Consider the following 16,055-nt stretch of genomic DNA (forward strand, 5'->3'; position numbering starts at 1 on the left):
CTAACCCTCGGTGCGGACACCGAAGTCGCCGCGCGCCACGGTCACGTGGAGCAGTTCCTTGATGGTCAGTTCGGCGGGATCGTGCACGACCGCCCCGTCGACTCGCTGCACGATCGCGTAGCCCCGGTCGAGCGTCGACTGCGGCGACAGGGTGCGTACCTGTGCTCGGAGGTGGCCGACGTGATCACGGTGTCGATGCAACTGGGCCTCGACCCGATGGTGGGCCCGAGCCCGCAACGCCATGACCACGTCGCGCTGCACGCGGACGAACGCGGCGGGGTCGGCGAGCACCGGGCGCGATCGCAGCTCGACGAGACGCCTCCGCTCGTGGTGCAACCGTCCCTCGAGGGCTCTCCGCCCTCGCGTGCGCGCAGCCTCGATGACCTGGTGCTCGCGGTCGGCGTCGGGGACGATCGCCTTGGCCGCGTCGGTCGGGGTCGACGCGCGGTGGTCGGCGACGAGGTCGAGCAACGGCGAGTCGACGTCGTGCCCGATCGCGCTGACGACCGGGGTCCGGGCGGCCGCAACCGCCCGGATCAGTGCTTCGTTGCTGAACGGCAGCAGGTCCTCGACGTTGCCGCCACCGCGCGCGATGACGATGACATCAACATCGGGTATGCCGTCCAGCTCGCTCAGTGCCGCTGTCACCTCCGTGACGGCGTTGGCTCCCTGCACGGCCACCTGGCGAATCTCGAACTGCGCAGTCGGCCACCGACGTCGGGAGTTCTCGACGACGTCCTTCTCTGCCGCGCTGGCCCGTCCGCAGATGAGGCCGATGCGGCGAGGAAGGAAGGGCAGGGGGCGCTTGCGGTCGGCGTCGAAGAGGCCTTCGCTGGCGAGGTTGCGCTTGAGGTACTCGATCCGCGCGAGGAGTTCGCCCACGCCGACCGGCCGGATCTGTCGACCATCGAGCATGAGGCTGCCGCGCTGGGTCCAGAACGTCGGCTTCGCCTGCACGACGACGCGCGAGCCCTCGGTCAGCGGGGTGCCCATGGCGTCGAGGGCGTTGACCTGGATCGCGACCGACAGGGACATGTCGACGTCGGGGTCTCGCAGGGTCAGGTAGGCAGTGCGAGCGCCGGGTCGGCGGTTGAGCTGGACGACCTGGCCCTCGACCCACAGGGTCGACATCTTGTCGACGTACTCGGCGATCTTCATCGAGAGCAGGCGGACCGGCCACGGCTGCTCGGCAGTGGTGTCGCCGGCCCGCTCTGGGAGAGCCGGGCGCGCATCGGGGCTGGTCACGGAGCCACTGTAGGAGGCGACACCGTCAGTGTTCAGCCAGCACCCTCGCTCGCCACCCGCCACCGCTCTGCGTCGTTGTCCCGCACGAGGATGTAGCCCCAGGCGTGCTCACCATCGGGCATCGAGGAGTCTGCCCCCTCCAGGCGAAACTCGACTGGCACCTTGACGACTTGGGAGTGGTCCTGGCCCGGACCGCAACAGGTGTCCTCGACAGGATCGTGAATCACGAGATTGCTCACCGTGATGCCTCCGCACCAGGCCTCGACGGTGTTCACCGGATCGGAAAGGGCCCTCATGCTCGCGCAGTCGTCGGCGTTGATCGCGCGAACGTACGCGCTCACGACGTCTTGGGGTGGGGCATCGGCGCTGGGGAGGGATACGCGCTCACGGCTGCATCCGGCCACGCCGACAAGTGCTGTCCCCGAGGCGATCAGGGCGACAAGAGCGAGGTGAGGGACGCGAGCCATGCTCCAGCGTAGAGCGGCAGGCAGCGCTGTCCGCGCTGCTGGCGTCGCCGCCCGGAACGCAGCATCGCGCGTTGCAGCTGTCGGGGGACGGGCGCCGGAGGAAGGGACGCGGCGGCGTCGGGCCGGCATCCCTGAAGGGCCAGGGCGAGGTGGCGACGCCAGGCATCGGGCTGATCGTCTCGTGTGACCTCGAGGATTCCGGCGAGAGCGAACGACAGGACGGGCAGGTCCTCCGGGCTGATGTCCTCGCGGATCGCGCCGGCCCGGCGTGCGCGGTCGATGACGTCGACGACTTTGCGGTAAGCCCGTTCGCGGCGCCCGTCCCGTCGATGCCCCAAGGGCACGGACGACTGCACGAGGTGGGTGAAGCCCCTGTTCTCCGCCTGGAGCGCTCCCATCCGCTCGAGCAGTCCCGCGAAGCCCTCCCACGGGTCCTCCTCCGCCAGGGCCGCGTCCGCACTCTCGTCGTATCGGGCGAATGCGGCCTCGAAGGCCCCCTCAACGAGTGACGAGCGAGTGGGAAAGCGTCGATAGAGGGTCGCGATACCGACTCCGGCGCGCTCAGCGACATCGGTGAGGGGCACCGAGACGCCTCCTTCACCGAAGACCTGCTGGGCCGCTCAAGCTCAGCCAGGGCAAGAGGCTGCAGGACAAGATGACGTGGATGGAGGACTTCTCCGACCGCACCGTCCGCTTCATCGGAGCCGTCGAGCTCCTTCTGACCGGACCACGACGAAAGTGCGCGTATGCGGTGAGCCGAGCTCACGGCATACGCGCCGTCTTGGGTGGTTGGGGACGCCCAGCAGGGGGCGACCTACGATGGGACACATGACCGCCACGACTGACCAGGCCACCAAGCGCGTGCTCCTCGCGGCGCCTCGTGGCTACTGCGCAGGAGTCGATCGAGCCGTCGTGACGGTCGAGAAGGCGCTCGACCTCTACGGCGCTCCGGTCTATGTCCGCAAGGAGATCGTCCACAACAAGCACGTCGTCACCACGCTCGAGAAGCGCGGCGCGATCTTCGTCGAGGAGACCGACGAGGTGCCCGAGGGCTCGACGGTCATCTTCTCGGCGCACGGTGTCGCGCCCGTCGTCCACGAGGAGGCCAAGGCGCTCGGTCTCAAGACGATCGACGCGACCTGCCCGCTCGTCACCAAGGTGCACCGCGAGGCCGTCCGCTTCGCGAGCGACGACTTCGACATCCTCCTCATCGGTCACGAGGGTCACGAAGAGGTCGTCGGCACCGCCGGTGAGGCGCCCGAGCACATCACCCTGGTCGAGGGTCCCGACGACGTCGACAACATCGAGGTGCGCGACCCCGACAAGGTCGTCTGGCTCTCTCAGACCACGCTGTCGGTCGACGAGACCATGGAGACGGTGCGGCGGCTGCGTCAGAAGTTCCCGCTCATGCAGGACCCGCCCAGCGATGACATCTGCTACGCCACCCAGAACCGTCAGCTGGCCGTCAAGCACATGGCGCCCGACTGCGACCTCATGATCGTCGTCGGCTCCCGCAACTCCTCGAACTCGGTGCGTCTCGTCGAGGTCGCCATCGAGCACGGGTCCAAGGCGGGCCACCTCGTCGACTACGCCGACGAGATCGATGAGACCTGGCTCGACGGCGTGGGGACGGTCGGCGTGACGTCCGGCGCGTCGGTGCCCGAACTTCTCGTGCGCGGTGTCCTCGACTACCTCGCCGAGCGTGGCTACGAGGACGTTCGTCCGGTCGTCGCCGCCGAGGAGTCGCTCGTGTTCTCGCTGCCCAACGAGATCCGTCGTGACCTCAAGGCTGCCGGCATGTCGGACAAGATGGTTCACGACGCAGGCTTCACCGAAGACGGTTCCCTGCACTGACGCCTTCGGCGTCTGGGGCGTATGCCGTGAGCTCACCCGAGCCGGTCGTCCTCGCCTTCCCCTTCAGTGGGGTCTGGCGGGTCGAGAACAGTCCGGCTCGCCGGATTCCCAGTCACGGGACGCACGCGTTCAGTGTCTCCCACGCCATTGACTTCGTCGCGGTCGATGCTCGGGACCGTTCTGCTCCCCGGACCTGGCGCACGTGGGTCGGGGTTGAGGCGCCGGACGGCTTCATCGGGTTCGGGGAGCCCGTCATGGCTCCGATCGACGGGGACGTCGTGGCGGTTCACGACGTCGAGCCCGATCACGAGGCGCGGCGCTCTCAGCTCCGTCTCGTGGGATATGCCCTCGGGCAGGCCCGGCGCACGCGGCGGGGGATCGTCGGGCTCGCCGGAAACCATGTCGTCATCGCGGTCACTCCCTCTGGCCCGTTCGTCCTGCTCGCTCACCTGCGTCACGGCTCGGCGAGGGTGAGGGTTGGTGACACCGTCGAGACCGGGCAACAGGTGGGGGAGTGCGGGAACTCCGGCAACAGCACGGAGCCCCACATCCACGTTCAGGTGAGTCACTCGATCGGCGGGATCGACGCCCAGGGCGTGCCGCTGATCTTCTCTGGTCCGGAGGGTCAGCGATGGGTTCCGGGCGAGGGCGAGATCGTCACCGTCGGTCAATGAGCGCGGCCAGACCGTCGAGGGTGCGAGCCAAACCGAATTCCCATGCTGAGTCCGCGCTCCACGCGCCGCCCTGCGCCTCGCCGGCGGCCGACCCGATGCGCACGCTGCGGGGATAGGTCTCTGGGTCGAAGGCCTGCTCCAGGACAGGTTGGTTGGCGGCCCACCACTGGTCATCGCTCTTCGCGGTGTCGGTTGTCGCGCGCTGGGCATCGTGGGCCGATCGAGCGTGCGACTGGACGAACCCGAGCAGGTAGGTCAGCGCGGCATCGGTGGCGACGTCGGACAGCCCGGTGTTGTCGAAGGCCGCGAGTTCGTGCTCGTACTTGCCCATGACGCCTGGTCCCAGCGGTGGCCTGCTCAGGGCGGCCACCTCGGTCAGCCAGGGGTGGGCGGTCAGCAGCTCGCGATTGGCCTCAGCGACCTTGGTGAGACGCGTGCGCCATAGGGACCGTCGCCACGCGGGACGGTGCATGCGCCGATAGAGGGTGTCGACCATGAGGTCGAGCAGCTCTGCCTTGCCCGGTACGTAGGTGTAGACCGACATCGCCGACACTCCGACGGCCTCGGCCACGGCGCGCATGGTGACGGATCCCAACCCTTGATCATCCGCCAAGGACAGGGCTGCGTCGACGACCTGGTCGACCGTGACGGAGCGACCAGGACCCCTGCGGCGAGGGGCTGCTGACGCGTCACCCCATAACAGGGCGAGGGTCCGGCTGGGTTCGCCGGAGCCGGTGGCTGCAGGTGGGTCGATGGCCATGGGAATGATTCTGCCACGGCTTTGTTGTACGCAGTACACCGTACAATGTATAATAAAGGGGCGCACAACGAGACCAGCGAGATCAATGACTCAGAGCACGACCGAAGCAACGACCCACCAGCAGACAGGAAACCGCATGCACATCACCAGCACCGCCATCTCGCTCAACGTCCCGGACGTCGGGGCCTCGGCCACGTGGGCGCAAAAGTACCTCGGGTTCACCGAGGCGATGTCCGCCGACGGGTTCGCCTCTCTAGAGCACGCTCAGGCAGGGATGAATCTCATCTACCTGCGCACCGGTCTGCCAACGTTCAAGCCTGCGTCCGCAGCGGGCAACGCCGACGGTCTGCTCGTCGTCTTCACGGTCGAGGACATCGACGCTGACTACGCCCGACTGCAGGGCGAGGGTGCCGAGATCGCCACGCCGATCGAGACCGAGCCCTGGGGTGAGCGCTACTTCCAGATGACCGACCCCAATGGGGTCGTCTACCAGCTCGTGCAGTGGGTTGCCCCGACCGACCCGCAGTACGCGCAGTAGGCACGTGAATGCAGGACGCCGCGGTAGCACCCAGACGGGTGCGGCCGCGGCGTCCTGGCGTTCAGCCGACCTGGTCTCGACCCAGGGAGTGAGGGGTGGGGAGGTCGAGGAGCAGGTCGGGCCGCTCATGGTCGACCCCCACGGCTTCCAGCAGCTCGATGGCGGTGAGGACGCGCGGACCGGTCTCGAGAGGCGCCAGCTGAGGGAGCTCGTCGGTGACGACGTCGAGCTCCTGCATCCGTCGCGCCGTGACGAACACACGTGACTCGAGCGCCCCGACGAACTGGTTGTAGCTCTCGACCGTCGCATGCAGCGACCGCCCCATCTTGGCCGTGTGGGTGCCGAGCGTCGCGAGTCGTCGATAGAGCTCCTGCCCCAACGCGAGGAGCTCGCGAGCGCTGGAGGAGAGCGAGTCCTGCTGCCAGCCGAACGCCACGGTGCGCAGCAGTGCCAGCAGCGTGCCGGGTCCGACGAGGACGACGCGTGAGGCCATCGCCCGTTCGTGCAGTCCTGGGTCCGCGGCCAGTGCGGCGCCGAGCATGGCGTCGCTGGGCACGAAGCAGACGACCATCTCGGGAGTCGTGTCGAACGCCGACCAGTAGTCCTTGGCAGACAGTGCGTGGACGTGTTGGCGCAGTGCGCGCGCGTGATCGCGGAGCAGTTCTGCGCGCTCGTCCTCGGGGAGGTCCTCGGTCTGGGCATCGAGGAAGGCAGCCATCGGGGCCTTCGCGTCGATGACGAGTGAGCGATCGCCGGGCAGGCGGACGACGACGTCGGGCCGCACCTCGCGGTCGTGGCGACTGCGTGCCCGCACCTGCTCCTCGAAGTCGCATCGCGCCAACATGCCTGAGGCCTCGAGGACGCGGCGCAGCTGCACCTCGCCCCAGGACCCGCGCACCGACGAAGAGCGCAGCGAACCGGCGAGCGACTGCGTCTGCTTCCCCAACTGCTGGGCCTCGGACTCGACCCGCCCCATGACCGCCCGGATCGCGCCGAACTGCTCGACCCGGTCCCGCTCGAGCACACCGACCTGCCGCTCGACCCGCCCCAGCGCGTCACGCAGCGGCGCGAGCAGCGATGCCGTCTCGAGGTCCTCGGCCAGCGAGGCCTCGAGGTCGACAACCCGCTCGCGCAACAGGTCACGCTCGGTCGCCACGGAGGCTGCGCGCACGGCATACGCCTGCTTGAAGAACAGGTATGCCGCCAGCGCACCGATGACGATGCCGCCCACCAAAGCGATCCACGGGTTCATGGACGACACCGTGCCAGTCGGCACCGACAGGGTGCGGGACGTCAGGTCCGAGGGGCGGGCCGGAGAGCACGCTGCAGCCAGACGGTGAGCACCCCAGCGACGAGCATTCCCGCGATGTTGAGCGCGAGCTGGCTGGCCGAACCGCGGATCTCGTCCGCAGCCGACAGGGCCAGGGCGAGGGCGAGGTTGCCAGCCGCAGGGACCGTCGTCACGGAGATGAAGACACCCACCATGGCTGCGGACTTCGCGGTGGTCATCGCGAGGACCCCTGCCGCGCCAGCCACGAGCGCCACGATGAAGGACCATTGATCCGGGTGCCAGATGAAGCCCGTGAGCGGCCTCGGCCGGGTCACCATCTCCGCAGTGATCAGTCCGGTCCATCTGGCCACGAGGGCGAGCACCATCACGGCCGCGATCGCGATGGCAAAGGCCGCGACGAGGCGGGCGAGGCCGTGGACGGCAAGGCCCCAGCGCCCGAAGGCCACGGCGACACAGGCTCCCGCGATGGACGCGAACTCGGGACCCACGACCATCGCGCCCACGACGAGGACAGCGGAGTCGGTGATGACCGCGATGGACGCAAGGACTGTCGCGAGCACGAGGAACGCGAGGTAGGTCGCGCTCGGCCGAGCGCTGGTGCGGGCTCGATCGATCACGGCACCCCAGAGCACCGCGTCGTCCGGGTCGCCGGGGGCGGCGCGGCCGACGGCCGCGGCTGCGTCGAACCGCGACCCGTCGACGTCACTGAACGCCAGACCGCCGCGTTCCGGGAGACCCGTCGCGCAGATCGCGTCGATGACGTCGCTCGCAGCCTCTCGCGCGACGTCGGCCTCGATCGCGTCGCCCACGGGCTGCACCGAGACGCCGCGCATGACGACGACGTTGGTGACGCGGTCGTCGTCGACGAGGAGGGTCTCGATGGTGTGCGAGAGGTCGTCGGGGACCGTCATGCGCAGGTGGACGAGCATGCCGAGCAGCGTATGCCGCGTGGTCGCCCCATCGGGCTTCCGGCGCGCAGGTTAGCCTCGGACCATGGCTGACAGCGGGCGACCCGACACCTCATCCGAGGCCGGCCGACGCTCGTTCATCCACATCCTCAATGCCAAGCTCCCGCGCAAGCGCAACATCGCGCAGGGGCTGCTGCGCAACGAGGACGGTGAAGTCCTGCTCTGCGAACTGGCCTACAAGTCCGAGTGGGACCTGCCCGGGGGAGTCGTGGACCCCAAGGAGTCACCGGCCGCATGCGTCGTCCGCGAGATCAGCGAGGAGCTCGGCGTCTCACTGGGCATCCAAGGGCTCCTTGCCGTCAACTGGTTGCCGCCGTGGCGCGGCTGGGACGACGCGGTCCTTTTCCTCTACGACCTGGGCGTGGTCCCGCGCTCGTTCACCGATGACCTCACCCTGTTGCCGCGTGAGATCAAGGCCGTGCACTGGGTGGCACCGCACGAGCTCGGTGATCACGTCGCGCCCTACACCGCACGGATGGTGGAGCAGCTCCTGGACGGCGACGACACGGCATACACGATGTATTTCGAGAACAGCGAAGTCCCCGGAGCATGACGTGACGTTCCCCAGGATCCTTGGCGGTCTGGCGGCCATGTTGCTGGGGGCGGTGCTGCTCATCTGGATCTTCGTCAGCCTCGCAGCGCTCGTCTACGCGCTCACCCAGGGCGATGGCCAGGCGGCGAGGATCTATGCCCTGTTCGTCGTGGTCGGCGTCGCGATCCCCGCCCTCGCGTGGTGGGTGGCCCGGCGAGTGGTGAAGGCACGTGCCGTACGCCAGTAGACTTCTGTCCCCGTGGCACTCACCATCGGAATTGTCGGGCTCCCCAACGTCGGTAAGTCAACGATGTTCAACGCCCTGACCAAGAACAACGTCCTTGCTGCGAACTACCCGTTCGCCACGATCGAGCCCAATGTCGGCGTCGTCCCACTGCCGGACGAGCGGCTGGCCCGACTCGCCGAGATCCACGGCTCCGAGAAGATCCTGCCGGCGACCGTCTCGTTCGTCGACATCGCCGGCATCGTCCGCGGCGCCTCGGAGGGTGAGGGCCTGGGCAACAAGTTCCTCGCCAACATCCGTGAGGCCGACGCGATCTGCCAGGTGGTGCGCGCGTTCGAGGACGGCGACGTCGTGCACGTGGACGGCAAGGTCTCGCCGGAATCCGACATCGAGACGATCCACACCGAGTTGATCCTCGCGGACCTGCAGACCCTCGAGAAGGCCGTCGTGCGCCTCGAGAAGGAGTCTCGGATCAAGAAGGAGTCCAAGCCGCTCCACGAGAACGCCTTGGTCGCGCAGAAGGTCCTGGAAGAGGGCACGACCCTGTATGCCGTCAAGGACGACACCAAGGTCGGTCTCGACTGGGATGCCACGACGTCGCTCGGGCTGCTCACGACGAAGCCGTTCATCTATGTGTTCAACCTCGATGAGGACCAGCTCGCCGACGCCGATCTGCACGCCACGCTGCGTGAACTGGCCGCACCGGCCGACTCGGTATTCCTCAACGCCAAGCTCGAGATGGACCTCATGGAGATGGACGCGGCCGAGGCGATGGAGCTGCTCGAGTCGTTCGGTGCGACCGAGTCCGGCATCAGCCAGCTGGCTCGCACGGGCTTCCACACGCTGGGGCTGCAGACCTACCTGACGGCCGGGCCCAAGGAGTCGCGGGCGTGGACGATCGGTCAGGGGTGGACCGCTCCGCAGGCCGCCGGTGTCATCCACACCGACTTCCAGCGCGGATTCATCAAGGCCGAGATCGTGTCCTTTTCCGACCTCGACGAGACCGGGTCCATGGCCGCGGCCAAGGCCGCCGGCAAGGTCCGCATGGAGGGCAAGGAGTACGTCATGTCCGACGGCGACGTGGTGGAGTTCCGCTTCAACGTCTGATCCCCCCGGGGTCGTCAGGTGCCTGCGACCGCGGACTGAAGCCCCTTGAGGATGCGCTCCATCCTGGCTCCTTGGGTTGACTCATGGGGGACGCATACCTGAACCGCCTCCGCGGCTCAGGGTTTGTTCAGCAGGCCGCTGCGACCGTTCACCCATGACGACAACCGAATTCGCCCCACGCCGCGCCATGCTCAACAAGGTGCCCGAGGTCACGGTGTACTTCTGGATCATCAAGATCCTGTGCACCACCGTTGGTGAGAGCTTCGCCGACTACGTCAACGAAACCCTTGGCTTCGGCCTCGGCAAGACCACTCTGGTCTTCTCTGTGGCCCTCATCGCCGTTCTCCTGCTGCAGTTCCGCCTGCGCGCCTATGTGCCCTCCGTCTACTGGCTGGCCGTGGTCCTCATCAGCGTGGTGGGAACCCTGCTCACCGACAACCTGACCGATGGGGTGGGAGTGCCGCTCGCCGTCAGCAGTGTCATCTTCGCCATCGCTCTCGCGGCGGTCTTCGCGATCTGGTACGCCCGGGAGCACACCCTGTCGATCCACTCCATCGTCACCACTCCCCGCGAGGCGTTCTACTGGCTCACCGTCCTCGTGACCTTCGCCCTCGGAACGGCCGCCGGAGACTGGACGCTCGAGCTCACCGGTTGGTCTGCTGGGGCGTCAGTTCTGCTGCCGCTCACCCTGATTGCCCTTGTGCTGGCCGCCCGGAAGCTGGGCGCCGGTCCGGTCCTGTGCTTCTGGTTGGCCTACATCCTCACCCGACCCCTGGGCGCCAACATCGGCGACTACCTGGCCTCCGCTCGTGCAGAAGGAGGCGCCGGACTGGGCACCTTGGGCACGAGCGTCCTCTTCCTGGGGACGATCCTGGCCGTCGTGGTCTACCTCAGCGTGACCCACAAGGACCGTATCGAGCGAGCTGCCCGGGACAGCGAGCCGCGAGAGCGAGTCATGTCCAGCGACCCCGTTGCCTGACTCGGCGTGTCGCTGCCTGGCGGCTGGAGGACCGCCAGGCAGCGACGGTCAGCCAGCAGCGAAAGGGGCGCGCTGCGAGGGCTGGCCAGCCCTCGTCCTGGTGCCGACCCACAGAGGGGGGAAGGGGTCGGCACCAGGACGAGGGGGGAGGACGACCGGCTGTCCGCACAGTGCCGGGCGTCGAGGTGTGTTGGTCATGCGGCGAACTTGGGTTCGGGGTTGCTGGAGCGGCCCACGAGGTTGTCGACCGCACCGGCCTGCACGTAGGCCGCAGCATTGAGCTCGCGCACATCCGACCAGTCGAACGCGGGGCGAGTCAGATGGTTGTGCAGCACGATGCGTCGGCGCGTGGCTTCGTCGCGACAGAGCCTGGCCAGGTGCTCGGTCAGGGCCGGGTCACTGTCGGCGAGCAGTCCCTCGACCTCGTGGGTGATGAACTCCGTGATGCCGGTGCCGGATCGCGCCACCACCGCAAGTCCTGCGGCCCGAGCCTCCAGAGCGGCCAGACCGAAGGACTCGTGGGTCGCCGGCGCGATGAACACCTCTGCCCGGCGGTAGAGGTCGCGCAGTTCCGGATGGGCGACGTCGCCGGGCGTGTGTACCCACTCCGAGATCCCCAGTCGGTCGACTCGTCGGCGCACTGCGCCCAGCAGGGGCCCGTCACCAACGAGGACTGCCTCGATGGCGACGTGATCGGGGACGAGCGCCCTCATCCGGTGCAGGGCGTTCACGAGTTCGAGCGGCCGCTTCCGGCTCACCATCCGCATCACTGCCACCAACGTCACGACGTCGGTATGCCGGGTGCGCACCGTGGGTGCCCAGTAGCCCGTGTCGACCGCGTTGGGTACGACGAGAACCTCGCGACCACCCAGGGCCCGACGTACCGGACCGGCGGCCACCTCGCTGACGGCCGCCCACTGGATCGGGAGGTCGTTCCAGCCTCGAGCCGCGGCGGTGGCCCTGAAGAGCGGCCACGCCCGGCCCCACACGGAGTGCACCGTGGCGACCGAGGGGACCCCGGCTCGGGCGCCGACCTCGACGGCGCGCAGGGCCAGCGGCGAGATCGCCGAGACATGGCCGTGGACCACGTCGGCCCCGGCGACCAACGACGCAAGCGCGCGCGGATCACGGCATACCTCGATGTTCGCCGAGGGCGAAGTCATGGTGTTCCGGTCGGGCGTGCGGGTCAGGACCGTGACGTCGTGGCCGAGCGCGACCTGGCTCTCGGCCAGGGCCCGCACGAGAACCTCGATGCCACCGACGATGGGGGCATACGTGTCGGTCGTGTGCAGGATCCTCACAGCGCCACCACCTGGGCGCCGACGACGGTGCGGGTGCGGGGGCGCGCGACCAGCCAGCAGCCCAGCCACAGTCCTCCGACGGGGATCTCGAGCAGGAAGATGAACGCGCGATACAGCAGGACGCCGGCGGTCACCCCGAGCGGGTCAGCACCACACGCAATGAGGGTCGCTGCGGCGCCGACCTCGGCGAACCCGGCCCCGCCGGGCGTGAGAGGTATGAGGCTGAGGAGGCGGTCGGCGGCCAAGGCGGCCAGCACGGCATACACGGGTTCGGTCAGTCCCACGGCACGCAGACAGAACCAGAGCAGCAGTCCCTGAAGGGCCACGTAGCCGAGCATCCCGGTCGTCAGCTGCGCCCAACGCGTCAGCACCACCTGGCGCACGCGGTCTCGTGCCTCGAGGAGGCGCGCGTCGAGCTGGGCCGGCGAGCCCTGGTCGAGCCGTCCGAGCCGACGAGCCACGGGTGCAACGACGCGTGCCGCTCTGCCTGCGAGCCGGTCACTGCTGAGTCCGGCTGCGGTGAGGGCCATGACTGCTACCAAGAGGGAAGAGCCGAGCACCGCACCTGAGCGCAGGGAGCTGGTCGGCAGGGCGCCGGCGGCGGTCATGAACGCCATGGCCACGACCGGAAGGGCCAGCTTGGCCAGGACGTCCCAGATGCTCGTCACGAGAACGAACGTCGCGTAGGAGCTCCTTCGGAATCGCCAGGCGCGGACCATCGAGAGGTTGAGGGCCAGGCCCAGCGCACCACCGAAAGGAAGCACGTTCGAGACCGCGCTGCCGGTGAGGTTGAGGGTGAGGGCGCGTCGCCGGCTGAGTCCGGGGAGGGCAGCGGTGAGGACGAAGGAGTGGGCGAGGAGCCCGGCCATCCACAGAACTGCCAGCACCAGCGCAGTGCCGGGGGAGATGCTGCCGAGCACCGTCCAGATGGCCGACCAGCCCACTCCTGCGACCCTGGGCAACGCCCACCACAGGGCGGCGAGCGTGAGACCCGCAGCGGCGATGGCCCGGACGAGAACCGACCACGAAGGAGCGGTCGCGCGGGGCGAGCGTGCGTCCATGAGTCACTCCCGGTGAGCCTGTTGTCGGTCAGCGTTCCGTCGACGTTCCGCGAACGTCGGGTCAACGCGGACACCATGACTCGGGGGCCCTGAAGGGTTCCTGAGAGACGCGTCGGCCCTCAGGAAACGTTCAGGCGACAGGGACGACAGTGGCTGCATGCCTCCCCGAACCCACCTTGCGTCCTCACCACCTGCGGCCGGACGGACCTTCCTTCTCGCTGCAGGTGGTGTCGTGGCAGCCTCCGTGGTCGCGGTTGGCGGCTTGGTCGACGGGGTCAACGAGAATGCCGACCTCTCGGCCTATGACCCAGGCATCACGTCGTCCGTCGCCTCCCTGCGACGAACCGGTCTGACCATCGCCGCAGAGGTGGCCAGCCTCGTCGGGAGTGAGGTCTGCGTGGCTGTGCTCAGCCTCGCTGCGCTCGCTTGGCTCTGGTTCGTGCGACGGGATCGGGCGCGGGCCGTGCTCTTTGCCGGCGCCATGGGGCTGGGCGTCGTGCTCACCCTGGCTGGCAAGCACCTCGTCGAGCGACACCGGCCGCCAGCCGGGTTCGTCGTCGGGCCGGTCGACACCGGGTACTCGTTCCCGTCCGGTCACACGCTGTTCTCGACGGCCTTTCTCGGGCTCGTGGTGATGCTCCTCATCTGGCCGTCGGCCGGACGCCGCGCCCGGGTCGCGGCCGTCGTCGCGGCTGTGCTCGCGAGTCTCGTCATCGGGGCGAGCCGGGTCTATCTCGGCTATCACTGGACCACCGACGTGATTGCCGCTTGGGTGTTGGGTGTCGCCGTGCTCACGGTGACTCTGGCGCTGGCGTCACCGACAATGGCTGTGGCGACGATGCTGCTGACCAGGCTCGGGCTTGACTCCGACGCACCCGGCGTTGTCGCACCCGACCACGACCCCGCGAAGGATGGGCATGCGAGTCCTGCTCGTTGAGGACGAAAAGGCGTTGGCCGAGACGATCCGCCGCGGGCTGACGAACGAGGGCTTCGTCGTCGACGTCGCTCATGACGGGGTCACGGGCCAGTGGATGGCCACCGAGAACCCCTATGACGTCATCGTGCTCGACATCATGCTGCCGCGTCGCAACGGCTACGAAGTGCTGCGCAACCTGCGCGGCCTCAAGGTGTGGACGCCGGCGATGATGCTGACCGCGAAGGACGGCGAGTACGACCAGACCGACGCGTTCGAACTCGGTGCCGACGACTACCTGACCAAGCCGTTCAGCTTCGTCGTGCTCGTCGCCAGGCTCAGGGCACTGGTTCGCCGGGGGGCCCCGGCCCGCCCCGTCGACCTCACCGTGGGTGGCCTGCTGCTCGATCCCAACAAGCGCACGGTCAGCCGCAACGGCCACCCCATCGCCCTCACGGCCAAGGAGTTCTCCGTCCTGCAGTTCCTGATGCGCCACCCCGAGGTGGTGCTCTCGAAGGCCGAGATCCTCGACAACGTCTGGGACCAGGCCTTCGACGGCAGCGACAACATCGTCGAGGTCTACGTCGCCTACCTGCGGCGCAAGATCGACGTCGCGTTCGGCGTGACGTCACTGGTGACGGTGCGGGGGATGGGCTATCGCCTCATGGCTGTCGCGGGTGGAGAGCCAGTCGAAGACTCTCGGGATGCGCCCGGGGGAGCCTGACCTCGAAGCGGCACTGTCCATCGGGAGTCTCTGTCGCCTCGACCGTGCCCTGGTGGGCCTCGACGATGGTACGCACGATCGCGAGGCCGAGGCCGCTACCACCGGTATCGCGTTCCCGGGACTCCTCGAGACGGGCAAAGCGTTCGAACACGGCCTCACGCTGGTCCGCGCCCACGGGTGGTCCGTGGTTGTCCACGGTCAGCACGATGAGGTCCTCGACAGGTCGCACGGCAAGAGCCACGTCTCCCGTCGTGTGCCGCATCGCGTTGTCGACGAGGTTGCGCAGGGCCTGAGCCAGCTTGAGCCGGTCCCCGACGATCCGGGCCGCCGAGATGGACGCCGTGACCGGCACCGTTCCCGTGGCCCGCAGACGCCGGAGCTCGCTCTCCACGAGGTCGTCGAGGTCCACCTCCTCAAGGGCCAGCGGCACCCCGTCATCGGCCTTGGCCAGGGTGAGCAGGTCCTCGACGAGGTGCTGCATCCGCAGGACTTCGCCGTGAATGACGGCGTCGCGCTCAGGGTCAGGCCCGGTCTGGTGCTCGGAGATCTCGATCGCCGCCCGGATCGTCGCGAGCGGACTGCGGAGCTCGTGCGACGCGTCCGAGATGAAGCGATGGGTCAGGGCGTCGGCGCGCTCCAGTCGATCGAGCATGACGTTCATGGTCTCGGCGAGGCGGGCGATCTCGTCGCCCGACGGCGGCACGGTGAGATGGCCACGACCGTTGACCCGGGTGATCCTGGCGACCTCGCTGCGGATGCGTTCGACGGGCTCGAGAGCCTGCCTGAGGATGCGGTTGATCAGCACCATGAGGATGAGCAGCAGGACGACGGCTCCCAGGACGAGGAGCACCGTGGCGGTGCGGAGCGAGGTCGCCTCGACGTCCAGGGGGTTGGCGACGACGACGACGTATGCCGTGCCGTCCGGATCCTTGACACCTTGCGCGACGAGGGCGTGCGGGTCTCCGACCTCGCCGGGCAGCGTCGCCTCCTGGTCGACGTCCACGACACCCGGTTCGGGGCGGAGAGTCGTGATCGGCGCTCCCGCAAGGGCCGGCTCCGAGGACGCGACAACTCGCTGCTGACTGTCGAGGATCTGGAGCAAGGACCCCTTGCTGGTGACGTCGGTCAGGGCTTCGCTCGCGGGTCGCCCGCCGGACTCGATGGTGCTGCTGATTTCGGCCGCGTGGGTGCGGGCGGAGTCCTGCGCGGCGCTGTAGAGGATGCGGTCCAGCGCGACGGCGAAGCCGATCACCCCGAGGACGATGGCTACGGTCACGGCGGCAGCGGACACGACGAGGACTCGGCGTTGCAATGACCAGGTGTTCCAACGTCTCACGCGATTGCCCTGTCAGTTCGAAGTGCGCAGGAAGGCTAACAGTGAGCGCCTGAGCAGTTGC

General features: G+C 68.4%; 18 protein-coding genes. 9 read left to right on the top strand and 9 right to left on the bottom strand.

Going from position 1 to position 16,055, the window contains the following annotated elements; all coding sequences use genetic code 11:
* The 3 genes from xseA to ACFQRE_RS12730 all read right to left on the bottom strand — a co-directional run bounded on the left by xseA (position 1) and on the right by ACFQRE_RS12730 (position 2,296).
* Positions 1-1,245, bottom strand: coding sequence for an exodeoxyribonuclease VII large subunit (gene xseA, locus ACFQRE_RS12720; RefSeq protein WP_380122821.1), 1,245 nt, complete (start codon positions 1,243-1,245; stop codon positions 1-3).
* Between the two features lie 32 nt (positions 1,246-1,277).
* Complete coding sequence (locus ACFQRE_RS12725; protein WP_380122823.1) at positions 1,278-1,586, bottom strand: hypothetical protein; 309 nt, start codon at positions 1,584-1,586, stop codon at positions 1,278-1,280.
* Between the two features lie 89 nt (positions 1,587-1,675).
* Positions 1,676-2,296, bottom strand: a complete 621-nt coding sequence (locus ACFQRE_RS12730; RefSeq protein ID WP_380122825.1) for a TetR/AcrR family transcriptional regulator — start codon at positions 2,294-2,296, stop codon at positions 1,676-1,678.
* Positions 2,297-2,540: 244 nt separating this feature from the next.
* Here ACFQRE_RS12730 and ACFQRE_RS12735 point away from each other — a divergent pair, with 244 nt between their 5' ends.
* Both ACFQRE_RS12735 and ACFQRE_RS12740 read left to right on the top strand, forming a co-directional pair.
* On the top strand, positions 2,541-3,566 hold the full coding sequence (locus ACFQRE_RS12735; protein WP_380122827.1) for a 4-hydroxy-3-methylbut-2-enyl diphosphate reductase: 1,026 nt from the start codon (positions 2,541-2,543) through the stop codon (positions 3,564-3,566).
* Between the two features lie 26 nt (positions 3,567-3,592).
* Positions 3,593-4,240 carry a M23 family metallopeptidase gene (locus ACFQRE_RS12740; RefSeq protein ID WP_380122829.1) on the top strand — a complete coding sequence of 216 codons (648 nt, stop codon included), beginning with the start codon at positions 3,593-3,595 and terminating at the stop codon, positions 4,238-4,240.
* On the opposite strand, the gene ACFQRE_RS12745 is transcribed toward ACFQRE_RS12740, so the two are convergent.
* Complete coding sequence (locus tag ACFQRE_RS12745) at positions 4,224-5,000, bottom strand: TetR/AcrR family transcriptional regulator (protein ID WP_380122831.1); 777 nt, start codon at positions 4,998-5,000, stop codon at positions 4,224-4,226. The two genes, ACFQRE_RS12740 and ACFQRE_RS12745, sit on opposite strands and share 17 nt — an antisense overlap.
* A gap of 136 nt (positions 5,001-5,136) precedes the next feature.
* On the opposite strand from ACFQRE_RS12745, the gene ACFQRE_RS12750 reads away from it, so the two are divergent.
* Complete coding sequence (locus ACFQRE_RS12750) at positions 5,137-5,538, top strand: VOC family protein (protein ID WP_380122833.1); 402 nt, start codon at positions 5,137-5,139, stop codon at positions 5,536-5,538.
* 61 nt (positions 5,539-5,599) lie between these two features.
* Here the strand turns inward: ACFQRE_RS12750 and ACFQRE_RS12755 are convergent, their stop codons facing one another.
* Positions 5,600-6,790 carry a DNA recombination protein RmuC gene (locus ACFQRE_RS12755; RefSeq protein ID WP_380122835.1) on the bottom strand — a complete coding sequence of 397 codons (1,191 nt, stop codon included), beginning with the start codon at positions 6,788-6,790 and terminating at the stop codon, positions 5,600-5,602.
* A gap of 41 nt (positions 6,791-6,831) precedes the next feature.
* Positions 6,832-7,758, bottom strand: a complete 927-nt coding sequence (locus tag ACFQRE_RS12760) for a DUF389 domain-containing protein (RefSeq protein ID WP_380122837.1) — start codon at positions 7,756-7,758, stop codon at positions 6,832-6,834.
* A gap of 64 nt (positions 7,759-7,822) precedes the next feature.
* Here ACFQRE_RS12760 and ACFQRE_RS12765 point away from each other — a divergent pair, with 64 nt between their 5' ends.
* The 4 genes from ACFQRE_RS12765 (at position 7,823) to ACFQRE_RS12780 (ending at position 10,659) form a co-directional block, all read left to right on the top strand.
* Positions 7,823-8,350 carry an NUDIX domain-containing protein gene (locus ACFQRE_RS12765; RefSeq protein ID WP_380122840.1) on the top strand — a complete coding sequence of 176 codons (528 nt, stop codon included), beginning with the start codon at positions 7,823-7,825 and terminating at the stop codon, positions 8,348-8,350.
* 1 nt (position 8,351) lies between these two features.
* Complete coding sequence (locus ACFQRE_RS12770) at positions 8,352-8,576, top strand: hypothetical protein (protein ID WP_380122842.1); 225 nt, start codon at positions 8,352-8,354, stop codon at positions 8,574-8,576.
* Between the two features lie 12 nt (positions 8,577-8,588).
* Positions 8,589-9,680, top strand: coding sequence for a redox-regulated ATPase YchF (gene ychF / locus ACFQRE_RS12775; RefSeq protein WP_380122844.1), 1,092 nt, complete (start codon positions 8,589-8,591; stop codon positions 9,678-9,680).
* 154 nt (positions 9,681-9,834) lie between these two features.
* On the top strand, positions 9,835-10,659 hold the full coding sequence (locus tag ACFQRE_RS12780) for a COG4705 family protein (protein ID WP_380122847.1): 825 nt from the start codon (positions 9,835-9,837) through the stop codon (positions 10,657-10,659).
* 194 nt (positions 10,660-10,853) lie between these two features.
* Here the strand turns inward: ACFQRE_RS12780 and ACFQRE_RS12785 are convergent, their stop codons facing one another.
* On the bottom strand, positions 10,854-11,960 hold the full coding sequence (locus ACFQRE_RS12785) for a glycosyltransferase family 4 protein (RefSeq protein ID WP_380122849.1): 1,107 nt from the start codon (positions 11,958-11,960) through the stop codon (positions 10,854-10,856).
* A complete protein-coding gene (locus ACFQRE_RS12790) occupies positions 11,957-13,021 on the bottom strand; it encodes a lysylphosphatidylglycerol synthase transmembrane domain-containing protein (RefSeq protein ID WP_380122851.1) in 1,065 nt (354 codons plus the stop codon). Before ACFQRE_RS12790 ends, ACFQRE_RS12785 begins: the two co-directional genes overlap by 4 nt.
* 157 nt (positions 13,022-13,178) lie before the next feature.
* On the opposite strand from ACFQRE_RS12790, the gene ACFQRE_RS12795 reads away from it, so the two are divergent.
* Positions 13,179-13,958, top strand: coding sequence for a phosphatase PAP2 family protein (locus ACFQRE_RS12795; protein WP_380122853.1), 780 nt, complete (start codon positions 13,179-13,181; stop codon positions 13,956-13,958).
* Positions 13,939-14,658 carry a response regulator transcription factor gene (locus tag ACFQRE_RS12800; RefSeq protein WP_380122855.1) on the top strand — a complete coding sequence of 240 codons (720 nt, stop codon included), beginning with the start codon at positions 13,939-13,941 and terminating at the stop codon, positions 14,656-14,658. Before ACFQRE_RS12795 ends, ACFQRE_RS12800 begins: the two co-directional genes overlap by 20 nt.
* On the opposite strand, the gene ACFQRE_RS12805 is transcribed toward ACFQRE_RS12800, so the two are convergent.
* Positions 14,597-15,934: a HAMP domain-containing sensor histidine kinase gene (locus ACFQRE_RS12805; protein WP_380122857.1), complete on the bottom strand. Its 1,338-nt coding sequence runs from the start codon at positions 15,932-15,934 to the stop codon at positions 14,597-14,599. The two genes, ACFQRE_RS12800 and ACFQRE_RS12805, sit on opposite strands and share 62 nt — an antisense overlap.
* Positions 15,935-16,055: the final 121 nt, after the last annotated feature.

It is taken from the genome of Knoellia pratensis, from assembly GCF_042666395.1.
In the GTDB taxonomy this organism is placed as follows: Bacteria; Actinomycetota; Actinomycetes; order Actinomycetales; family Dermatophilaceae; genus Knoellia; species Knoellia pratensis.